The sequence below is a fragment of the Pseudoduganella sp. R-32 genome, assembly GCF_049913245.1.
GTDB lineage: Bacteria > Pseudomonadota > Gammaproteobacteria > Burkholderiales > Burkholderiaceae_D > Rugamonas.
In genome coordinates, this window is sequence record NZ_CP183987.1 from 5028192 (window position 1) to 5045901 (window position 17710).

Annotated in this window: 13 protein-coding genes; 8 read left to right on the forward strand and 5 right to left on the reverse strand. The window is 65.5% G+C overall.

Going from position 1 to position 17710, the window contains the following annotated elements; all coding sequences use genetic code 11:
• Positions 1 to 25: 25 nt before the first annotated feature.
• The 4 genes from ACN9MU_RS22900 to ACN9MU_RS22915 all read right to left on the reverse strand — a co-directional run bounded on the left by ACN9MU_RS22900 (position 26) and on the right by ACN9MU_RS22915 (position 5443).
• Entirely contained in the window at positions 26 to 2308 is a 2283-nt protein-coding gene (locus ACN9MU_RS22900) for a hypothetical protein (RefSeq protein WP_426343505.1), read from the reverse strand.
• Between the two features lie 11 nt (positions 2309 to 2319).
• Entirely contained in the window at positions 2320 to 4149 is a 1830-nt protein-coding gene (locus ACN9MU_RS22905) for an ATP-binding protein (RefSeq protein ID WP_426318664.1), read from the reverse strand.
• 134 nt (positions 4150 to 4283) lie between these two features.
• Positions 4284 to 4871, reverse strand: coding sequence for a DUF4303 domain-containing protein (locus tag ACN9MU_RS22910; protein WP_426318665.1), 588 nt, complete (start codon positions 4869 to 4871; stop codon positions 4284 to 4286).
• Positions 4829 to 5443, reverse strand: coding sequence for a hypothetical protein (locus tag ACN9MU_RS22915; RefSeq protein ID WP_426318666.1), 615 nt, complete (start codon positions 5441 to 5443; stop codon positions 4829 to 4831). Before ACN9MU_RS22915 ends, ACN9MU_RS22910 begins: the two co-directional genes overlap by 43 nt.
• A gap of 244 nt (positions 5444 to 5687) precedes the next feature.
• Between ACN9MU_RS22915 and ACN9MU_RS22920 the strand changes: the two genes are divergently transcribed.
• From ACN9MU_RS22920 to ACN9MU_RS22955, 8 genes are read left to right on the forward strand one after another with little or no spacing between them, the layout of a single operon-like run.
• A complete protein-coding gene (locus ACN9MU_RS22920; protein WP_426343506.1) occupies positions 5688 to 7403 on the forward strand; it encodes a PHA/PHB synthase family protein in 1716 nt (571 codons plus the stop codon).
• A gap of 1 nt (position 7404) precedes the next feature.
• Positions 7405 to 8172, forward strand: coding sequence for an enoyl-ACP reductase FabI (gene fabI, locus ACN9MU_RS22925; protein WP_426318668.1), 768 nt, complete (start codon positions 7405 to 7407; stop codon positions 8170 to 8172).
• 7 nt (positions 8173 to 8179) lie between these two features.
• The gene (locus ACN9MU_RS22930) at positions 8180 to 9604 is read left to right on the forward strand and encodes an efflux transporter outer membrane subunit (protein ID WP_426318669.1); all 1425 of its coding nucleotides are present in this window, start codon (positions 8180 to 8182) and stop codon (positions 9602 to 9604) included.
• A complete protein-coding gene (locus tag ACN9MU_RS22935; RefSeq protein WP_426318670.1) occupies positions 9601 to 10674 on the forward strand; it encodes an HlyD family secretion protein in 1074 nt (357 codons plus the stop codon). The genes ACN9MU_RS22930 and ACN9MU_RS22935 overlap by 4 nt, the downstream gene beginning before the upstream one ends.
• Entirely contained in the window at positions 10671 to 13421 is a 2751-nt protein-coding gene (rbbA, locus tag ACN9MU_RS22940) for a ribosome-associated ATPase/putative transporter RbbA (RefSeq protein WP_426318671.1), read from the forward strand. Before ACN9MU_RS22935 ends, rbbA begins: the two co-directional genes overlap by 4 nt.
• Positions 13422 to 13423: 2 nt before the next feature.
• Positions 13424 to 14551 (forward strand): ABC transporter permease, encoded by a 1128-nt coding sequence (locus ACN9MU_RS22945; protein WP_426318672.1) that lies wholly within the window; start codon positions 13424 to 13426, stop codon positions 14549 to 14551.
• Positions 14552 to 14578: 27 nt separating this feature from the next.
• Positions 14579 to 15985, forward strand: coding sequence for a bifunctional enoyl-CoA hydratase/phosphate acetyltransferase (locus ACN9MU_RS22950; protein ID WP_426318673.1), 1407 nt, complete (start codon positions 14579 to 14581; stop codon positions 15983 to 15985).
• Positions 15982 to 17190: an acetate/propionate family kinase gene (locus ACN9MU_RS22955; RefSeq protein ID WP_426318674.1), complete on the forward strand. Its 1209-nt coding sequence runs from the start codon at positions 15982 to 15984 to the stop codon at positions 17188 to 17190. Before ACN9MU_RS22950 ends, ACN9MU_RS22955 begins: the two co-directional genes overlap by 4 nt.
• On the opposite strand, the gene ACN9MU_RS22960 is transcribed toward ACN9MU_RS22955, so the two are convergent.
• A complete protein-coding gene (locus tag ACN9MU_RS22960) occupies positions 17162 to 17686 on the reverse strand; it encodes a YbhB/YbcL family Raf kinase inhibitor-like protein (RefSeq protein WP_426318675.1) in 525 nt (174 codons plus the stop codon). The two genes, ACN9MU_RS22955 and ACN9MU_RS22960, sit on opposite strands and share 29 nt — an antisense overlap.
• Positions 17687 to 17710: the final 24 nt, after the last annotated feature.

Below are 17710 nucleotides of genomic sequence, written 5' to 3' on the forward strand. Positions count from 1 at the left end.
ACTAACATTAGCGATCCTCCTCTGATCACAGCTCGTATCGTTCCATGAGCGCTTCGTGGTGGTTGACATCCGAGCCAGCGGCTTCGGCAAGGCCTGTCCAGCACATGGGATGTTCGAAGCCGGCGGTCAGTTCGCGCAGCGTTTCGTCGATGACGGCAGCAGCGGTATTAACGGGAGCGGCAACGAGGAAATACACGCCAGGATGCTCGATTTCGGCTTCAGTGTCGAAGACCGTGTAGTCCTTCTCGCTATGCACGACCCATTTCCAGCCCCGCGCCGAAAACGCCTCGGTGAGGACATTCAATGCGGACTCGCCTGGATGCACGCCATCGACCAGGTAGCTGGTACCGAAGCTACTTTGCTTAATGACTTTAACGACCTTGTAGAGTTGCACGAACTGGCTGTCCTCTTCTTCGCCTTCCGGCCGCTCCTCCAATGGCTGCGGATGGAATACGACCAGCTGGCCAAAGGTCTGCCGCCGCCTGGAACCCGATAGCGAGACAATGCGCGCCGTGACGGGCCCGGTCCGGTGAGCGTAACGTTCAATCACTTCGCCGTCGTCTTCGTACTGCACCCGCACGACGCCCCACTTCTCCTCGATCGGGCCCTCGCCGGCCTCGAACTCCATGCCAAGTGCCGCGCCCAACGCACGCACCCGATCCCATCGACCCAATACGCTAGCGGCGACGATCGCTTCCCAATATGTGTTGCCGGTGGCGCCATCTGCCTCGATCGACTGTTCGAACAGCGCAAGCGCCTGCTCGTAGTCCCCCATGTGCATGCACGCATATGACCACAGGGCGCGCGCCTGACCGTTGCCAGGCTCCAGCTCCAGCACCAGCCTGGCATTGCTGCCGACCTCACTCCAGCGCTCGCCCTTGAACGCAAAACGGGCAAGGCACAAATGGGTCCGGATCGGATCGGATTCGCGCAACATGCCGGCCAGGGCCTGCACGCCGGCTTCGTCGCGAACCTCGACCAGCACCGATTCCAGTTCTTCCACAACGGCATCAGAGCGAGGATTCGCTCGCAGGAAGGACCACAGGTACGCGCGGGCAGCCTCCATTCCGCCGCAGGCACGCATGGCGCACGATGTGAGCACGGCCAGGCCGGCGTCCGACGGCAGGCTGGCGGCACCCGCCAGCAGCAGCTCGAGGTCCTGCTCGGCATCCCGGGATTCGCTCTGCCGGATGTAATCAGCCAACTCGCTCGCCGGGACTGGCAATTCGCGTACAGCAGGCATGGCGGCCACCATTGACTCCAGTTCAGCAAATGCCTCTGGAGCGCCCAATGGCTGCTTCAGTTTCCCAAGATGGGGGCGCGCCAGTTCGAGCATTTGCATTGCCGACCAGCGCGCACCGCGGGCGACCGCCAGCCGCACGTGCGGTGCCAGTGCATCCAGCGTGAGGCGATGCGAGCCGGATGCGCTGTAGCGGCGCACGGCGGCCGCAGTACGCCGGCCAACCAGGTAGTCATTGCGCTCCGGGGCTTTCTGCAGCAGGACTTCGAGGCCAACCGACAGGTCCAGGCATTCGCCAAACTCCCGCCCCTTTTCTTCCGGCGGCAGCATCGCCCATGCATCTTCCGATCGCCCGAGCAGCGCAAGCAGCCGGAAACGCATGCAGGAACGGGCGTAGTGCTTGGGCGGGTTATCGCTGTCAAACCCTTGCTCCTCGATGTAGTCCAGGGTCGCCAGCGCCGTTTCGTACTGGCCAGCGGCGAACTGCGCCTGCGCCAGCGGCTCGAACCAGTCGACGCTTTGATCGGCGCCGGTCTCCTGCAGCTGAGGCAACTGCCGTTCTGCAAACGCCAAGGCCTCCTCCGGCTTTGCGGCATCCACCAGCGCATTCATCATCTCGCTGCTGATACAACGGAAACACCCCCAGCTGCTGTCGATGCGGGCCAGGGTATCCTTGCACACAGCGATGCGGTCATTTGCATAGCCGGCGCCGTCCACGTTCGCATAGCAGCAGGCGATGTCCTGCGTGGTGCAGACGCTTTGCGGGCAGTCGACGGTTTCCGGCCGGTGAGCGAATTCGAATAGCGACACCGTGTCTTTCAGGGCCGCCTCGCCTTCCCTTCGCGTGCAGACGCGTGGATTGATCGTCCAGTGGCGAAAGTACACTTCGAGCCATGGCAGGCGCGCTGCCCGTGCGGCCGCCAGCGCTTCCGGCAGCGCTGCTTGCGCGAGTTCGAGCCTTCCCTCGCTCGCGTTGCTCGGGATCTCGTTAATGAGCTCCGCCAGGCGGTAGTTGCCAGCCTCCTCGAGGTCGCGCTGCGTGTCGAAAACCCACTTCCAGATATCCATTTGATTCCTTGCTATTCAGTTGTTGCTTGAGACCGGGTCAATACCTGTACAAGCTGGCTGATGTCATGCAAGGCGCCGGTCAGGCCTTCCGTTGCAGGGAGCTTGCTCGTATCGCCGGCCATCATGACAATCTTCATCGAGCGCAGCAGCTTCAGCGCATGCAGGCAGCCGGCCGTTTCACCCTGTTCGCGATACGCGTTCAGCAGGCTGGTAATGGCCGGGTTTTCGAGGTTGATGTACAGCCGGGCCTTGATCTCGCCGTCAATATTGCTGGTGAACTGGCGTACCAGTTGCAGCGCCGATTGGGCGATGCGCTGGTCTAACTCGTCCGACTCCAGCCTTTCCTTCAATTCGGCATCCCGGTCTGGGACAACAACCAGCGGCAGGTGCGCGGGCATGAAGCGTGCAGGCACCAGCAGTTCGCCGTTGCCCAGGTGCCGTTTCAGCCACTCGGTGTGGTGGTCCGGCAGCTCGGCCTCGGCAAACAGCTGCCGGTTGCCTTTTTCGGTGCCGATTTCAACCAGCTTCCCGCCACACTGCTGCGCCCAGCGGCGCAGGAAGCTGTGTACGGCGTAGCGATCGCCTTTCACCACCGGGATATGCATGGCCCGGCACACCATGTCTTCGAAACCGCCGCTGTCGCCGAGGCTGACGTGGATCGGGCCATGCCCCTGCAGCTCCGACAAGGACAGGTCGCCACGCGACGTTGGAATACGCACTGCGTCCAACAGCAAGGTGAACAGATCATCATTGCACAGTGCCGCCGCCATCAGTGCCTCATTGTGACGGGTCAGTATGCGGCGCCATGCCGCCGGCTGTCCGGCCGCGATTTCGGCCAGCCCCTTCACCAGCGAATCGAGAAGGTCTGCCTGGGCGAATCCGTAATGGGCGTCGCGCTGCAGGTCTTCGCGGCTCGCAGTTGGCGTAAGGTCCTGTGACTCGATGACACCGCCAACAAAGCCCGCCCAGCGCGGCAGCAGGTCGCGGGCATCATCGTCAAGCAGCATGCCGCGCACGAATACCTTCAGGTTGCGGTTGTCGCTGCTGCTGTAAGTCGCGCCGTCCTGGATCCAGAGAATGCCGCGCACATCGCTGGCGGAGGTCTTCACCGGAATCGTGCAAATGGGTTCGAATTGCTGCTCGAACCGGGCCGCAAAGGCCAGGCTGCGCTTGCGCTGCTGCAGCGGGTGCTCCACTACATTGCCCTCCGCCTGGCGCCATGGCGGTGTAATTTCGTTGATGCGGACATCGCCGCAATAGACTGGCTCCGGGAGCAAGGCGCAGTAATGCCCCAGCAAGCGTTCCAGGCTGGACGCGCTGGCCAGGTAACGGTGCGCCGGGCGCAGCTTCAGCTCAATGCAGGTTCCGACAAGGCCGTCGTTCGGTACCGGTTCGACCGTGTAGGATTCTCCATTCTGCGACTGGTAGCGCCAGGCCTGGCCGGGCTCCTGGTAAGAAGTGGTCGTGACCGTGACCTGCTCAGCCACGACGAAAGCAGACAGGAATCCGAGGCCGAACATGCCGATCAGGGCATCGCTTTGCGTGCGCAAGGTGCGCGTGTAGCCCGCGCCGACGGTGGCGAGAAATGCGTGGATTTCATGTTCCGACAAGCCGGAACCGTTGTCGGTGATTCGCAGCACCCCATTGAGCTTGTCGCCGTCGAGCTTCAGCTTCCCGGTCTCCTGCCAATCCGGGCATTCGATGCGTCGGCGCGTGATGGAGTCGTGGGCATTCTGGATCAACTCCCGCACCGCCACCAGGGGCGTGGAATAGAGATGCTTGCCGAGGACCGACAGCAAGCCGCCAAGGTCAACGTTAGTTGCGTGTTGTTCTTTGATCATAGAAGAAAAAAAGGGCCGCCTATGCCAGCCCTTCAATCGTTGAAGCGTTGGCGCCTCGCAGAGGCCAGATCGTGAACATCATAGCTTGCGCAATGCAAGTAAAAACTCTCCAAATATCACGTAAGTATTGCCGTTCAACGCTGCGATTGCGGAATCGGACGTTTCAGCCATTTATTGAAAGCATCCAGGCCGGCCTCGAGTTCGGCCGAATACCGTTCCACCGAAGGCCGCCAGTTGAGTTTTGCTGCGGCGTCCAACATCATTGCGTGACTCTCGTCATGCAGCCATACACTGAGAATGACTCTTTCACGCACTTGGCCTGTGCCAAAGATGCCTTCGTCGTCAAGCTCCTTGATGGCAGCGAAGGCAGCCGCGAAGAAACGCTCACGCGACGCCTCGATCTCGCTTTCGTCACCGTCTGAGTATGGATCGGGCTCCAGAGCGCGAAGTTCATTCGTGAGCGGCATCATGTCGAGGCCCTCATCGAAGAATGGCGAGTCGCCGATGCTCCAACGCAGTGACTCGCGGTGCAGCTCAAAATTCGAGCCATAGTGTTCAGCGTAGTTGTCCGCGGCCGACTCGAGCCCCTGCTCAGAGCAAGCAACCGCGCCACAATAGGAAGCCGTGTCGGTGGTGTACAGCCCGAACGCATAGAAGTCGTCGTCGGGATAGCGGTCGCTTATGTGAGCTGCTCGTGTAATACTTGAACCGCCTTCATACATTCCTTCAATTCCCCTCCTATGCATTTTTTCCAGAGCAAAGCTGCGGCCGAAAGCTTCCGCTCCTGCAGCAAATCCAGGATGTTTTCTTGTTCATCCTCACCGAGTTTCTGGAATTGACGGACCTCAATCGCTCGCGGCTCGCCATGCCGGCCGGAAGGGTCACGACTCATGAGGCAGGAGTGCAGGTCATGGATCGGAAGCGCATTTTCGCCGGATTCCTGAAGACCGACGAACATCGTCAATCCAGACGGCTCTTCAAGCTCGAGTTCGTATGTCGGCCAGTCGATCAGGTTGGCTACACTGTAGATCATGTCTACCTGGGTCTCGCGGACGACATCCATCAAGTCGTCCATGTCGACGCCCTTGTCCAGGAGTCGCCTGACGGCATCGCCGCCAAGCACTGGCAACTTCGAGGGACTTGATTCGTCAATGACCAGGCTCCAGAGCCCGCGTTGCAGCAATTCAGATAGCAAGGTACGGGCGTCGTTCCCGGAGAGATCGTCGGCGATGGATTCAGCCTGCGCTTGTGAGACCCCGATGCGTTGAAGTTCTTCCGAAACTGCTCGATTCATTGTTCAAATGCCTGAATTGTGGGGAGCTTCGCAGCGTGGAGCATTGCGCAGCCCAACTTGAATCGCCGGTCGAGTTGACGATCTTGCAAATTCTATCACGATGCTGCGCACTCCATTTCCGGGCGTGACAGGCAATGGTTTAGCACGTTCGTTCTCGTTTTGATCCAGATCAAGGAAAGATCGCACTTCACTCCCTAAAGTGAAGCGCAATATCCGATCCCGGCCCAAAACGATGGAACCGCCCATGCCAGTTAGCTCCCACGCCCCACGCACAGCCTATGAACAGCTGGACCAGCAGGTGCATGCCAGCCTGGCCAGCGCCAGCTCCTCCTTGTCGATCGCATCCGCCTTGCTGGCGGCAACGGATTGGGCACTGCACCTTGCCGTCTCGCCCGGCAAGTGCGCCGAACTGGGACAGCTTGCCCTGCGCCAGTCCTGCGCCTTGGCGCGCTACACACTGGAAAGCGCGCGCGGTCACGCGCCAGCGCCGTTGGCAAGCGAACGGCGCTTCGCTGCGCCCGAGTGGCAGCAATGGCCGTTCAATACCTGGCACCAGGCCTTCCTGCAAACCGAACAATGGTGGAAGGCTGCCAGCAGCGATGTCTGGGGCGTATCGGAGCATCATCAGTCGCAAGTCGGCTTTGCAGCCCGCAACCTGCTCGATGTGTATTCGCCCGCCAACCAGTTCTGGACCAATCCGGAAGTACTGCGCGCCACCATCGAACAGGGCGGCTGCAACCTGGCGCGTGGCGCCTGCCTGGCGCTGCGCGACTGGCAGCAGGCATTGGCGCAGCGCCAAACTGCGCCCTCCGGCCCGCACCAGCAGGTAGGGCGGGACCTCGCGAGCACGCCGGGCAAGGTGGTACTGCGTAACGACCTGATCGAATTGCTGCAATACGCGCCCGCCGGCGAACAGGTATATGCCGAGCCGGTGCTGCTGGTGCCGGCCTGGATCATGAAGTATTACATCCTTGACCTGACGGCCCAATCCTCGCTGGTGCGCTACCTGGTCGAACGCGGCCACACGGTGTTCTGCATTTCCTGGCGCAACCCGGGTCCCGCACAAAGCGAACTGGATATGGACGACTACCTTGAGCAAGGCTGGTTCGCGGCGCTCGGCAAAGTCGGCGACATCATGCCGGGCCAGCGCGTGCATGCGGGAGGCTACTGCCTGGGCGGCACGCTGCTCGCCATTGCCGCTGCTGCCATGGCGCGTGAGCAAGACCACCGGCTGGCTTCCCTGACCTTGCTGACCGCCCAGACCGACTTCACGGAGCCGGGCGAACTGGGCCTGTTCATCGACGACAGCCAGCTTGGCGTGCTGGAGGCGCAAATGCAGCAGCGCGGCGTGCTGCGTGCGGAACAAATGGCGGGCGCTTTCCAGCTGCTGCGCGCCAACGACTTGCTGTGGTCGCGCATGGTGCGCCGCTACCTGCTCGGCGAGGAAGAATTCCCCAACGACCTGATGGCCTGGAACGCGGACGCCACCCGCATGCCGGCGCGCATGCATTCGCAATACCTGCGCCGCCTGTTCCTCGACAACGACCTGGCCGCCGGCCGCTATTCCGTACAGGGCAAGCCGGTTGCGCTGGGCGACGTCGCGCTGCCGGCATTCATGGTGGCCACCCAGTCCGACCACGTGGCGCCCTGGCGTTCGGTCTACAAATTCCACGCGCTGAGCCGCGGTGAAATCACCTTCGTGCTGTGCAGTGGCGGGCATAACACCGGCATCGTGAGCCCACCCGGTTCGCCGCATCGCCAATACCAGATCCATACCCACGCGGCCAGTGCACACCACCTGTCGCCGGACGAATGGCTGGCCGTGGCGCGCCAGGAGCAAGGCTCGTGGTGGCCCGCCTGGCAAAGCTGGCTGGCCGCGCGTTCGGGGCCGCGCGTGGCGCCGCCGGCGCTGGCTCCGGCTGGAGCCGATGCGCCCGGCAACTACGTGATGGAGAAGTAAGATGCGCCTTTCACTGGACGGAAAAAAAGGACTGGTAGTCGGCATCGCCAACCGCGACAGCATTGCCTGGGGCTGCGCACGCGCATTGCGCGAGGCCGGGGCCACGCTGGCGATCACCTGGCTTAACGACAAGGCACGGCCGCACGTCGAACCGCTGGCGCAGGAACTGGATGCGCCGCTCCGCCTGCCGCTCGACGTGGAACAGCCGCAGCAGATGGAAGCCCTGTTCGATGCCATCGATTCCCAATGGGGCAAGCTCGACTTCGTCCTGCATTCAATCGCCTATGCGCCAGGCGCCGACCTGCAGGGACGCGTGGTGGACAGCTCGGCAGCCGGCTTTGCGCGCGCCATGGACATCTCCTGCCATTCATTCCTGCGCCTGGCGCGCCTGGCCGAACCGCTGATGAAGGACGGCGGCAGCCTGCTGACCATGAGCTACCTGGGGGCGGAGGAAGTGGTCGCCAGCTATGGCGTGATGGGCCCCGTCAAGGCTGCGCTGGAGTCGAGCGTACGCTACCTCGCCTCAGAGCTGGGCCCGCACGGCATCCGCGTCAACGCCGTCTCGCCCGGCCCGTTGGCTACACGTGCCGCTTCCGGCATCCCGGGCTTTGACGCCTTGCTGGCGAACGCGGAGCGCCGCGCGCCGCTACATCACAAGGTCACGGTGGACGACGTCGGTGCGCTATGCGCCTTCCTGGTCAGCGACGCCGCGCGCGCCATCACCGGCGACACGCTGTACGTCGACGCCGGCTACCACATCCTGGACTGAAGCTGCGATGCCACGACTTCCCTTCCGCTCCCTGCCGCTACTGCTGGCAGCCTCGCTCGGCGCCTGCACCAGCCTGGCGCCCGGCTACCAGCAGCCGGCGCTGCCAGTTCCTGCACAGTATCCACCGTTCGCACCAGCCGGCGGCGCGGCGCTGGAAAGCGACTGGCGCAACTTCTTCCGCGACCCGCAACTGCAGGCGCTGATCGCGCAAGCGCTGCAGGACAACCGCGACTTGCGCATCGCCGTCAGCCGCGTGGCGCAGGCGCGTGCCGCCTATGGCATTGAAGCGTCCGCCCAACTGCCGGCAGTGGCGGCCCAAGCCGGCGCCGATCGTTCGCGCGTGCCGGCCGACTTGAACCTCACACGCCGGCCGCTGCATGCCAGCCAATACCAGGCCGGAGTTGGCCTGGCGAGCTGGGAGTTCGATTTCTGGGGCCGCGTGCGCAACCTCAGCGAAGCAGCGCTGCAAGCCTACCTGGCGACCGACGCTGCGCGCAACGCCGCGCGCGCCAGCCTGGTCGGTCAGGTCGCCCTGGCCTACCTGGACCTGTGCGACACCGCGCAGCGCATAGCGCTGGCCGAGCGCACGCTGGCCAGCCGCCAGCAGACCTTCGACATGGTGGCACGCCGCGCGACATTGGGTTCTTCCTCGCAGCTGCAGCTGGCCCAGGTCGAAACCCTGCTGATCCAGGCACGCTCCCTGCTCTTGCAACTGCAACAGGAACGCGACACGCAGCAGCATGCGCTGGACCTGCTGGTCGGCGCCCCGGTCAAGCTGCCTGACGGCGGCGCCGAAATCTCCCTGGCCGCACCGGCCGCCGGCCTGCCATCCGACCTGCTGGCGCAGCGGCCCGACATCATCGCTGCCGAACACAGGCTGCGCGGCGCCAATGCCAGCATCGGCGCCGCCCGCGCCGCCTACTTTCCGCGCATTGCGCTGACCGGATCGCTGGGCAGCGCCAGCGCCGAACTCGACGGCCTGTTCGAGGGCGGCAGCCGCGCCTGGAATTTCGCTCCCGGCATCACCCTGCCCCTGTTCGACGGCAACCGCCGGCGCGACCAACTGAACCTGGCCGAAGCGCGCCGCGACGAAGCACTGGCCGCGTACGACAAGGCCGTGCAAGGCGCCTTCCGCGACGTGGCCGATGCGCTGTCGGCGCTGCACTGGCTGGCCGGCCAGCTGGAAGTGGCCGATGCCGCGGTGCTGGTGCAGCAGCGGCGCGCGCGCCTGTCCCAGCTGCGCTACGACAGCGGCGCCAGCTCCTACCTCGACGTGCTTGACGCGCAGCGCGACCTGCTGACGGTCGAACAGCAGCAGGTGCGCACCCACCATGCGCTGCAGGCGGCCCGCGTCGCCCTTTACCTTGCCCTGGGCGGCGCTGCCGGCGAATCTTCCGCACCGTCATCCGAACATCCAGGTCTTTCATCATGATCAAGTTCAAGAAAAAACAACTGCTGCTGGCTGCGCTGCTGGCCGCCCTGTCCATTGGCGGCGCCTATGCCTGGGTCCAGGCCCGCCAGCGCGGCTACGGCGACCAGGTCCTGAGCGGCAACGGCCGCATCGAAGCCACCGAGATCGACGTCGCCGCCAAGCTGCCGGGCCGCCTGCAGGACATCCTGGTCGACGAGGGCGACTTCGTGCGCACCGGCCAGGTGCTGGCCCATATGCAGGTCAATTCGCTGGAGGCCCAGCGCGACGAGGTGCTGGCGCAGCAACAGCATGCGCGTGCCAACGTCGCCAGCGCCGAGGCTGCCGTCGCCATGCGTCTTGGCGACCAGGCTGCCGCCCAGGCGGTGGTGGCACAGCGCGAAAGCGAGCTGCAGGCCGCGCGCCGCCGCCTGGCCCGCTCCGAGACGCTGGCCGGCGAAGGCGCCGCCTCGGAGCAGGAGCTGGACGACGACCGCGCCCGCGTCGGCACCATCAGCGCCGGCCTGCGCGCAGCCCAGGCGCAGGCGGCAGCAGGTGGCAGTGCGGTGGAAGCGGCCCGCATGCAGCTGCAAGGCGCGCATGCCGCGGTCACGGCGCTGCAGGCGACCCTGGCCCGCATCCAGGTCGATATCGACGACGGCGCCCTGCTGGCAGCGCGCGACGGCCGCGTGCAATACCGCATCGCCCAGCCGGGCGAAGTACTGCCCGGCGGCGGCAAGGTCCTCAGCCTGGTCGACCTGGGCGACGTCTACATGACCTTCTTCGTGCCGGAAGTGGCGGCTGGCCGCCTGGCGCTTGGCAGCGAGGTGCATGTGGTGCTGGACGCCGCGCCGCAATACGTTATCCCGGCACGGGTCTCCTACGTTTCCAGCACCGCCCAGTTCACGCCAAAAACCGTGGAAACCGCCAACGAGCGGCAAAAGCTGATGTTCCGCGTCAAGGCGCGCATTGACCCCGCCCTCCTGCAAAAGCATTTGCCGCTGGTGAAGACCGGCCTGCCCGGCACGGCGTGGATCAAGCTTGACCGCCAGGCGGAGTGGCCGGCGGCGCTGGCCCTGCGGGTGCCACAGTGAACGGTCCGGCGCCGGTCGCCGAACTATCCGGCGTCAGCCTGCGCTATGGCGAGGTCACCGCACTGAGCGACATCACGCTGGCCTTGCCGGCAGCTTGCATGGTGGGCCTGATCGGTCCGGACGGCGTCGGCAAATCGAGCCTGCTCTCGTTGGTGGCCGGCGCGCGCGCAGTGCAGCTGGGTGGCGTGCGGGTGCTTGGCAGCGATATGCGCGACAAGACGCAGCGCGGCCTTTTATGTCCGCGCATCGCCTACATGCCGCAAGGCCTGGGAAAAAACCTGTACCCGACGCTGTCGGTGGAAGAAAACCTGCAGTTCTTTGGCGGCCTGTTCGGCCATGGCGCCGCCGAGCAGCGGCGCCGCATCGCCCACCTGACCGCCAGCACCGGACTGGCGCCCTTCCTCGACCGCCCGGCAGGCAAGCTGTCGGGCGGCATGAAGCAGAAGCTGGGCCTTTGCTGTGCGCTGATCCACGATCCCGACCTGCTGATCCTCGATGAACCGACCACCGGCGTCGATCCGCTGTCGCGCGCCCAGTTCTGGGACCTGATCGCGGGCATCCGTGCGCAACGGCCGCAAATGAGCGTGATCGTGGCCACCGCCTACATGGATGAAGCCAATCGCTTCGACTGGCTGGTGGCGATGGACGGCGGCCAGGTCCTGGCGACTGGCGCGCCGCAGGAACTGCAGCAACGCACCGGCAGCGCTTCGCTGGAGGAAGCGTTTATCGCCCTGCTGCCGGAAGCCCGGCGCAGCCAGCACCGGCCGGTGCGGATTCCGCCGCTGGAACAAGGCGGCAGCCAGGCCGTCGCCATCGAGGCCAGCGGCCTGACCATGCGCTTTGGCGACTTCGTGGCGGTGGACAATGTGGACTTCCGCATTTGCCGCGGCGAGATCTTCGGCTTCCTCGGCTCCAACGGCTGCGGCAAATCGACCACCATGAAGATGCTGACCGGCCTGCTGCCCGCCAGCGCCGGCAGCGCAAAGCTGTTCGGCCAGGTGGTCGACCCGCGCGACCTGGCCACCCGGCGCCGGGTCGGCTATATGTCGCAGGCATTTTCGCTGTATGGCGAACTGACGGTGCTGCAAAACCTGGTGCTGCATGCACGCCTGTTCAGCGTGCCGGAGCCGGAGATTGCCGGCCGAGTGCAGGAATTGGCGCAGCGCTTCGGCTTGGGGGATGTGCTGGACACCCTGCCCGAGCAACTGCCGCTTGGCATCCGCCAGCGCCTGTCGCTGGCCGTGGCCATGGTGCACCGCCCGGAATTGCTGATCCTCGACGAGCCCACTTCAGGCGTCGATCCGGTGGCGCGCGATATGTTCTGGCAGTTGATGATCGACCTGGCGCGCCGCGACCAGGTCACGATCTTCATCTCCACCCACTTCATGAATGAAGCCGAGCGCTGCGACCGCATCTCGCTGATGCATGCCGGGCGCGTTCTGGTCAGCGCGGCGCCTGCCGAACTGGTTCGCCAACGCCGCGCCGCCACGCTGGAACAGGCCTTCATCGCCTACCTGGAAGATGCCGCCGGGGCCAGGAACGCAGCCGACGCCGACGATCCCGGCGCCGGCGTGCCGGGCTCGGTGCCTGCGGCGACGCCGCCCGTTGCAGCCCGTCCCTGGCAACAAAGCCTGCGCCGCGCCCTCAGCTACACGCGCCGCGAGACGCTGGAGCTGCGGCGCGACCCGGTGCGCGCCACGCTCGCCCTGCTGGGCACGCTGATCCTGATGTGCATCATCGGCTACGGCATCAACCTCGATGTCGACCACCTGAACTTCGCCGTGCTGGACCGCGACCAGAGCGCCCTGAGCCAGAGCTACGCGCAAAACCTGGCCGGCTCACGCTACTTCATTGAACGTCCGGCGCTGGCCGACTATGCTGAACTGGACCGCCGCATGCGCAGCGGCGAACTGGCGCTGGCAATCGAACTTCCACCCGGCTTTGGCCGCTCCCTGCAGCGCGGCGCCCCGGTCGCGGTCGGGGCGTGGGTCGACGGCGCCATGCCGCTGCGGGCGGAAACCACGCGCGGCTACGTGCAGGCCGCCCACCTGGGCTGGCTGCAGGACATGGCCACGCGGCGGCTGGGCGCCCGCTTCGCCGCTCCCGGCGCCATCGAAACGCGCTACCGCTACAACCCCGACGTACGCAGCCTGCCCGCCATGATCCCCGCCGTGATCCCGCTGCTGCTGCTGATGATCCCGGCCATGCTGGCGGCGCTGTCCGTGGTGCGCGAGAAAGAGCTGGGGTCCATCCTCAACCTGTACGTCACGCCGGTCAGCCGCGCCGAATTCCTGATCGGGAAACAGCTGCCCTATATCGCGCTCGGCATGCTCAACTTCGTGCTGCTCACGCTGGTGGCCCAGTCCGTGTTCGGCGTGCCGCTTAAAGGCAGTTTCGCCGCCCTGAGCCTGGCCGCGCTGTTCTACGTCGTCTGCGCCACCGGTTTTGGCCTGCTGGTCTCGACCTTCACGCGCAGCCAGATCGCAGCCCTGTTCTTCACCATGATCGGCACCCTGATCCCTTGCGTGCAGTTTGCAGGCCTGATCAACCCCGTGTCGGCGCTGGAAGGCATCGGCGCGCTGATCGGCCGCGTGTATCCGGCCACGCATTTCCTGGCCATCAGCCGCGGCGTGTTCAACAAGGCACTGGGCCTGGGCGACCTGCAGCAAGCCTTTGCCATGCTGGCACTGGCGCTGCCGCTGATCCTGCTGTCGGCGATTGCCCTGCTCAGGAAACAGGAGGCCTGAGCATGCGCGCCCGTCTTTCAAACATCTACCGGCTCGGCATCAAGGAACTCTGGAGCCTGGTGCGCGACCCGATCATGCTGGTGCTGATCGCCTACACCTTCTCGGTATCGATCTACGTCGCCGCCACCGCCATGCCGGAAAGCCTGCACCATGTGGCACTGGCCGTGGTGGACCAGGATGCCTCGCCGCTGTCGGCCCGCATCGTCTCGGCCTTCTACCCGCCGCAGTTCGTCACGCCGGTGCTGCTCACGCCACAGCAGGCCGACGCCGGCATGGACCGCGGCGACTACACCTTCGTGCTCACCATTCCGCCCGGCTACCAGCGCGACCTGCTGGCAGGCCAGTCGCCGCCGCTGCAGCTGAACGTCGACGCCACCCGCATGAGCCAGGCCTTCACCGGCAACGCCAGCATCAGCCGCATGGTATCGGCCGAGGTGAGCGACTTCCTGCGCCGCGGCCGCCCCGACCCCGGCCTGCCTGTCGGGCTGGACCTGCGCCTGCGCTTCAACCCCAACCTGGAACAAGCCTGGTTCGGCGCACTGATGGAGATCATCAACAACGTCACCATGCTGTCGATCATCCTGAGCGGCGCGGCGCTGATCCGCGAACGCGAACACGGCACCGTCGAACATTTGCTGGTGATGCCGGTATCGCCGGCCCAGATCATGCTGGCCAAGGTGTGGTCCATGGGGCTGGTGGTGCTGCTCGCGGCGCTGGGCGCCCTGCTGTTCGTGGTGCAGGGCGCACTGCGCGTGCCGGTGCAGGGTTCGATCGCTCTGTTCACGCTGGTGGCCGCGCTGCACCTGTTCGCCACCACGGCGATGGGCATCTTCATGGCCACGCTGGCGCGCAGCATGCCGCAGTTCGGCATGCTGCTGGTACTGGTGCTGCTGCCCCTGCAGCTGTTGTCGGGCGGCGTGACGCCGCGCGAAAGCATGCCGGCGCTGGTGCAGCACCTGATGCTGGCGGCGCCCACCACCCATTTCGTGGCTGCCGGCCAAGCCATCCTGTACCGCAACGCCGGCATCGACGTGGTCTGGCCGCAACTGCTGGCCATCGCCGCCATCGGCGCCACGCTGTTTGCCATCTCCTTGCGGCGCTTCCGCGCTACCATTGCGCAGATGGCCTGAACCTTTTCGAAGACCTGGGAATCCACCATGCTACAAGACGATTTAAGCACCATCCGCAACCGCGTTTTCGACGACATTGCCGTGGGCGACACCGAAACGCTGGTGCGCACGCTCACGAGCGCCGACATCCAGCTCTTTGCCGTGCTGTCGGGCGACGCCAACCCGCAGCACCTGGACGAGGATTTCGCCGCCAACACGCGCTTTCACAGCGTGATCGCACACGGCATGTTCGGCGGCGCCCTGATCTCGGCCGTGCTGGGCACCCGCCTGCCGGGCCCTGGCACCATCTACCTCGGGCAGACCCTGAAATTTACCGCTCCGGTGCGCGTTGGCGACACGCTAACCACCAGCGTCACCGTCACCGCCCGCGACGAAGCGCGCAAGCGCCTCAAGCTGGCCTGCCAGTGCATCAACCAGGATGGCGTGGCCGTAATCACGGGGGAAGCCGATGTGATCGCGCCCACTGAAGCAATCGCCCGTCCCCGCGCCACGCTGCCGGAGGTGCGCCTCATGCCCGGCGGCGGCGAAATCCAGGCCCTGCTGGCGCATGCACGCGGCTTCGGCCCGCTGGCTACCGCGGTGGTCCATCCCTGCGACGAGTCCAGCCTGGGCGCTGCGCTCGACGCGAAGGCCGCCGGCCTGATCACGCCGATCCTGGTGGCGCCGCAAGCAAAACTGCAGGCCGTGGCCAGGCAGGCCGGCCTGGACCTGGGCGGCTGCCGCATCGAGGATGTGCCGCACAGCCATGCGGCCGCTGCACGCGCAGTCGAACTTGCCGTGCAGGGAGATGCGGCGCTGCTGATGAAAGGCAGCCTGCACACCGATGAACTGATGGGCGCCGTGGTCGGCTGCCCGGCCCTGCGCACCAAGCGCCGTATCAGCCACTGCTTCCTGATGCAGACCCCGGCCTATCCTCGTCCCTTTATCGTGACCGACGCCGCCATCAATATCGCGCCGACGCTGGAAGAAAAAGCCGACATCATCCGCAATGCCATCGACCTGGCGCACGCCATCGGCGTCGCCACGCCGCGCGTGGCCATCCTGGCCGCAGTGGAGACCGTCAACCCCCATATGCCGGCCACCCTCGACGCCGCGATCCTGTGCAAGATGGCCGACCGCGGCCAGATCAGCGGCGCCCTGCTGGACGGGCCCCTGGCCTTCGACAATGCCGTATCGCCGGCAGCGGCGCGCATCAAGGGCATCGTGTCGAAAGTAGCCGGGCAAGCCGACGTGCTGGTCGCTCCCGACCTGGAAAGCGGCAATATGCTGGCCAAGCAGCTGGAATACCTGGGCGGTGCCAACAGCGCCGGCGTGGTGCTCGGCGCGCGCCTGCCGATCGTGCTGACCAGCCGCGCCGACAGCTGCGAAAGCCGGCTCGCTTCCTGTGCCGTGGCCCTGCTGCTGGCCCGCCAGTATGAGGCGACCCCGCCATGACACCACGCATCCTGGTACTGAACTGCGGATCGTCGAGCATCAAGTTCGCCCTCTTTGACGCCGGGGAAACCGGATTGGACGCGAAGGCACTATGGCATGGCAAAGTCGACGGCGTGACCGGTCCCCGGCCAACGCTGGACCTGCCGGGCGCCACGTCCCGTGCGCTGCCGGCCGGCGGCGAACAACCCTACCACGCAGCACTGGACGCCATCCTGGCGCAGCTGGCGCAACGCCTGCAGGGCGCTGGTGAAACGCTGACAGCCATTGCACACCGGGTGGTGCACGGAGGCCTCAAGTACAGTGCGCCGGTGTTGCTGGACGCGCAGGTGCTGGCCGACCTGCGCAGCTACATCCCGCTGGCGCCGCTGCACCAGCCCTTTGCGCTGGAAGCGATCGAGACCCTGCTCGCCAGCCACCCCAGCCTGCCGCAAGTCGCCTGCTTCGATACCGCCTTCCACCATACCCTGCCGGTGGTCGAACAAATGCTGCCCCTGCCCTACGCGGCGTGGGAGCGCGGCTTGCGGCGCTACGGCTTCCATGGCCTGTCCTACGAATACCTGTCGCTCGCGCTGGCAGCGCGGCACGGCGGCGCAGCGCAGGGCCGCACCATCGCCGCCCACCTGGGCAGCGGCGCCAGCCTGTGCGCGATGCAGGGCCTGGCCAGCGTCGCCACCACCATGGGCTTTTCCGCCCTGGACGGCTTGATGATGGGCACGCGCTGCGGCGCACTGGACCCCGGCGCCTTGCTCTACCTGATGGATATCGAAGGCCTGAGCACGCACGAAGTCGGCCATTTGCTGTACCACGAGTCAGGCCTGCTGGGCGTATCGGGCATCGCCGCCGATCCACGCCTGCTGCTGGAGCAAGAGGCGGAGTCTCCGCGTGCACGCGACGCGCTGGCCTTGTACGTGCGCCGCATCGTGCGCGAAATCGGCGCCCTGTGCGCGGTACTGGGTGGCCTGGACATGCTGGTCTTCACAGCGGGCATTGGCGAGCACAATGCCGAGATCCGCCGCCGCATTTGCGCCGCGCTGGGCTTCCTCGGCGTGCAGATCGATGACGCGGCCAACCGCAGCAACGCCCCGCTGATCAGCTGCGGCGCCGGACCACTGGTGGCAGTCGAACCTACCGATGAAGAATGGATCGCCGCGCGCCACGGCCGCGCCATCCTCGGGCTTAATCGCGCTGGTACAGGGCCTCGATAGTGCTCGCTCCGAGCGAGTGCGCCCTGACCATATAACCGGTCAGTGCGCCCGATGCGTCCTCGGGAAGGTCGAGTTTTTGCGACAGCGCATGCACCGTGAACCGATAGTGATGCACGCCGTGCCCCGATGGCGGGCATGCGCCGCCGAACCCCTTCGCGCCGTAGTCGTTGCGCATCTGCTGGCTGCCCGCAGGAGCCAGCGCGCCCGCCGGCAGCGAAGTCACATCCTTCGGAATATTGACAAGCTGCCAGTGCCACCAGCCGCTGCCAGTCGGCGCATCGGCATCATGGACCAGGATGGCGAAAGCCGCCGTGCCTTGCGGCGCTCCGGACCAGGATAGTTGCGGGGACTGGTTTCCACCGCTACAGCCGAAGCCCTGGAATTCCTGGGCCTTGGCCATGAACTTGCCGTCGGCGATGTCGGTGCTGGCCAGGGTCAGCGATCCCGCCAGCGCGGAGTTGGATACCAGCAGTGCTGCAAAAATAAGGTGTCGCATATGTGCTCCCGTGTTGAAGAACGC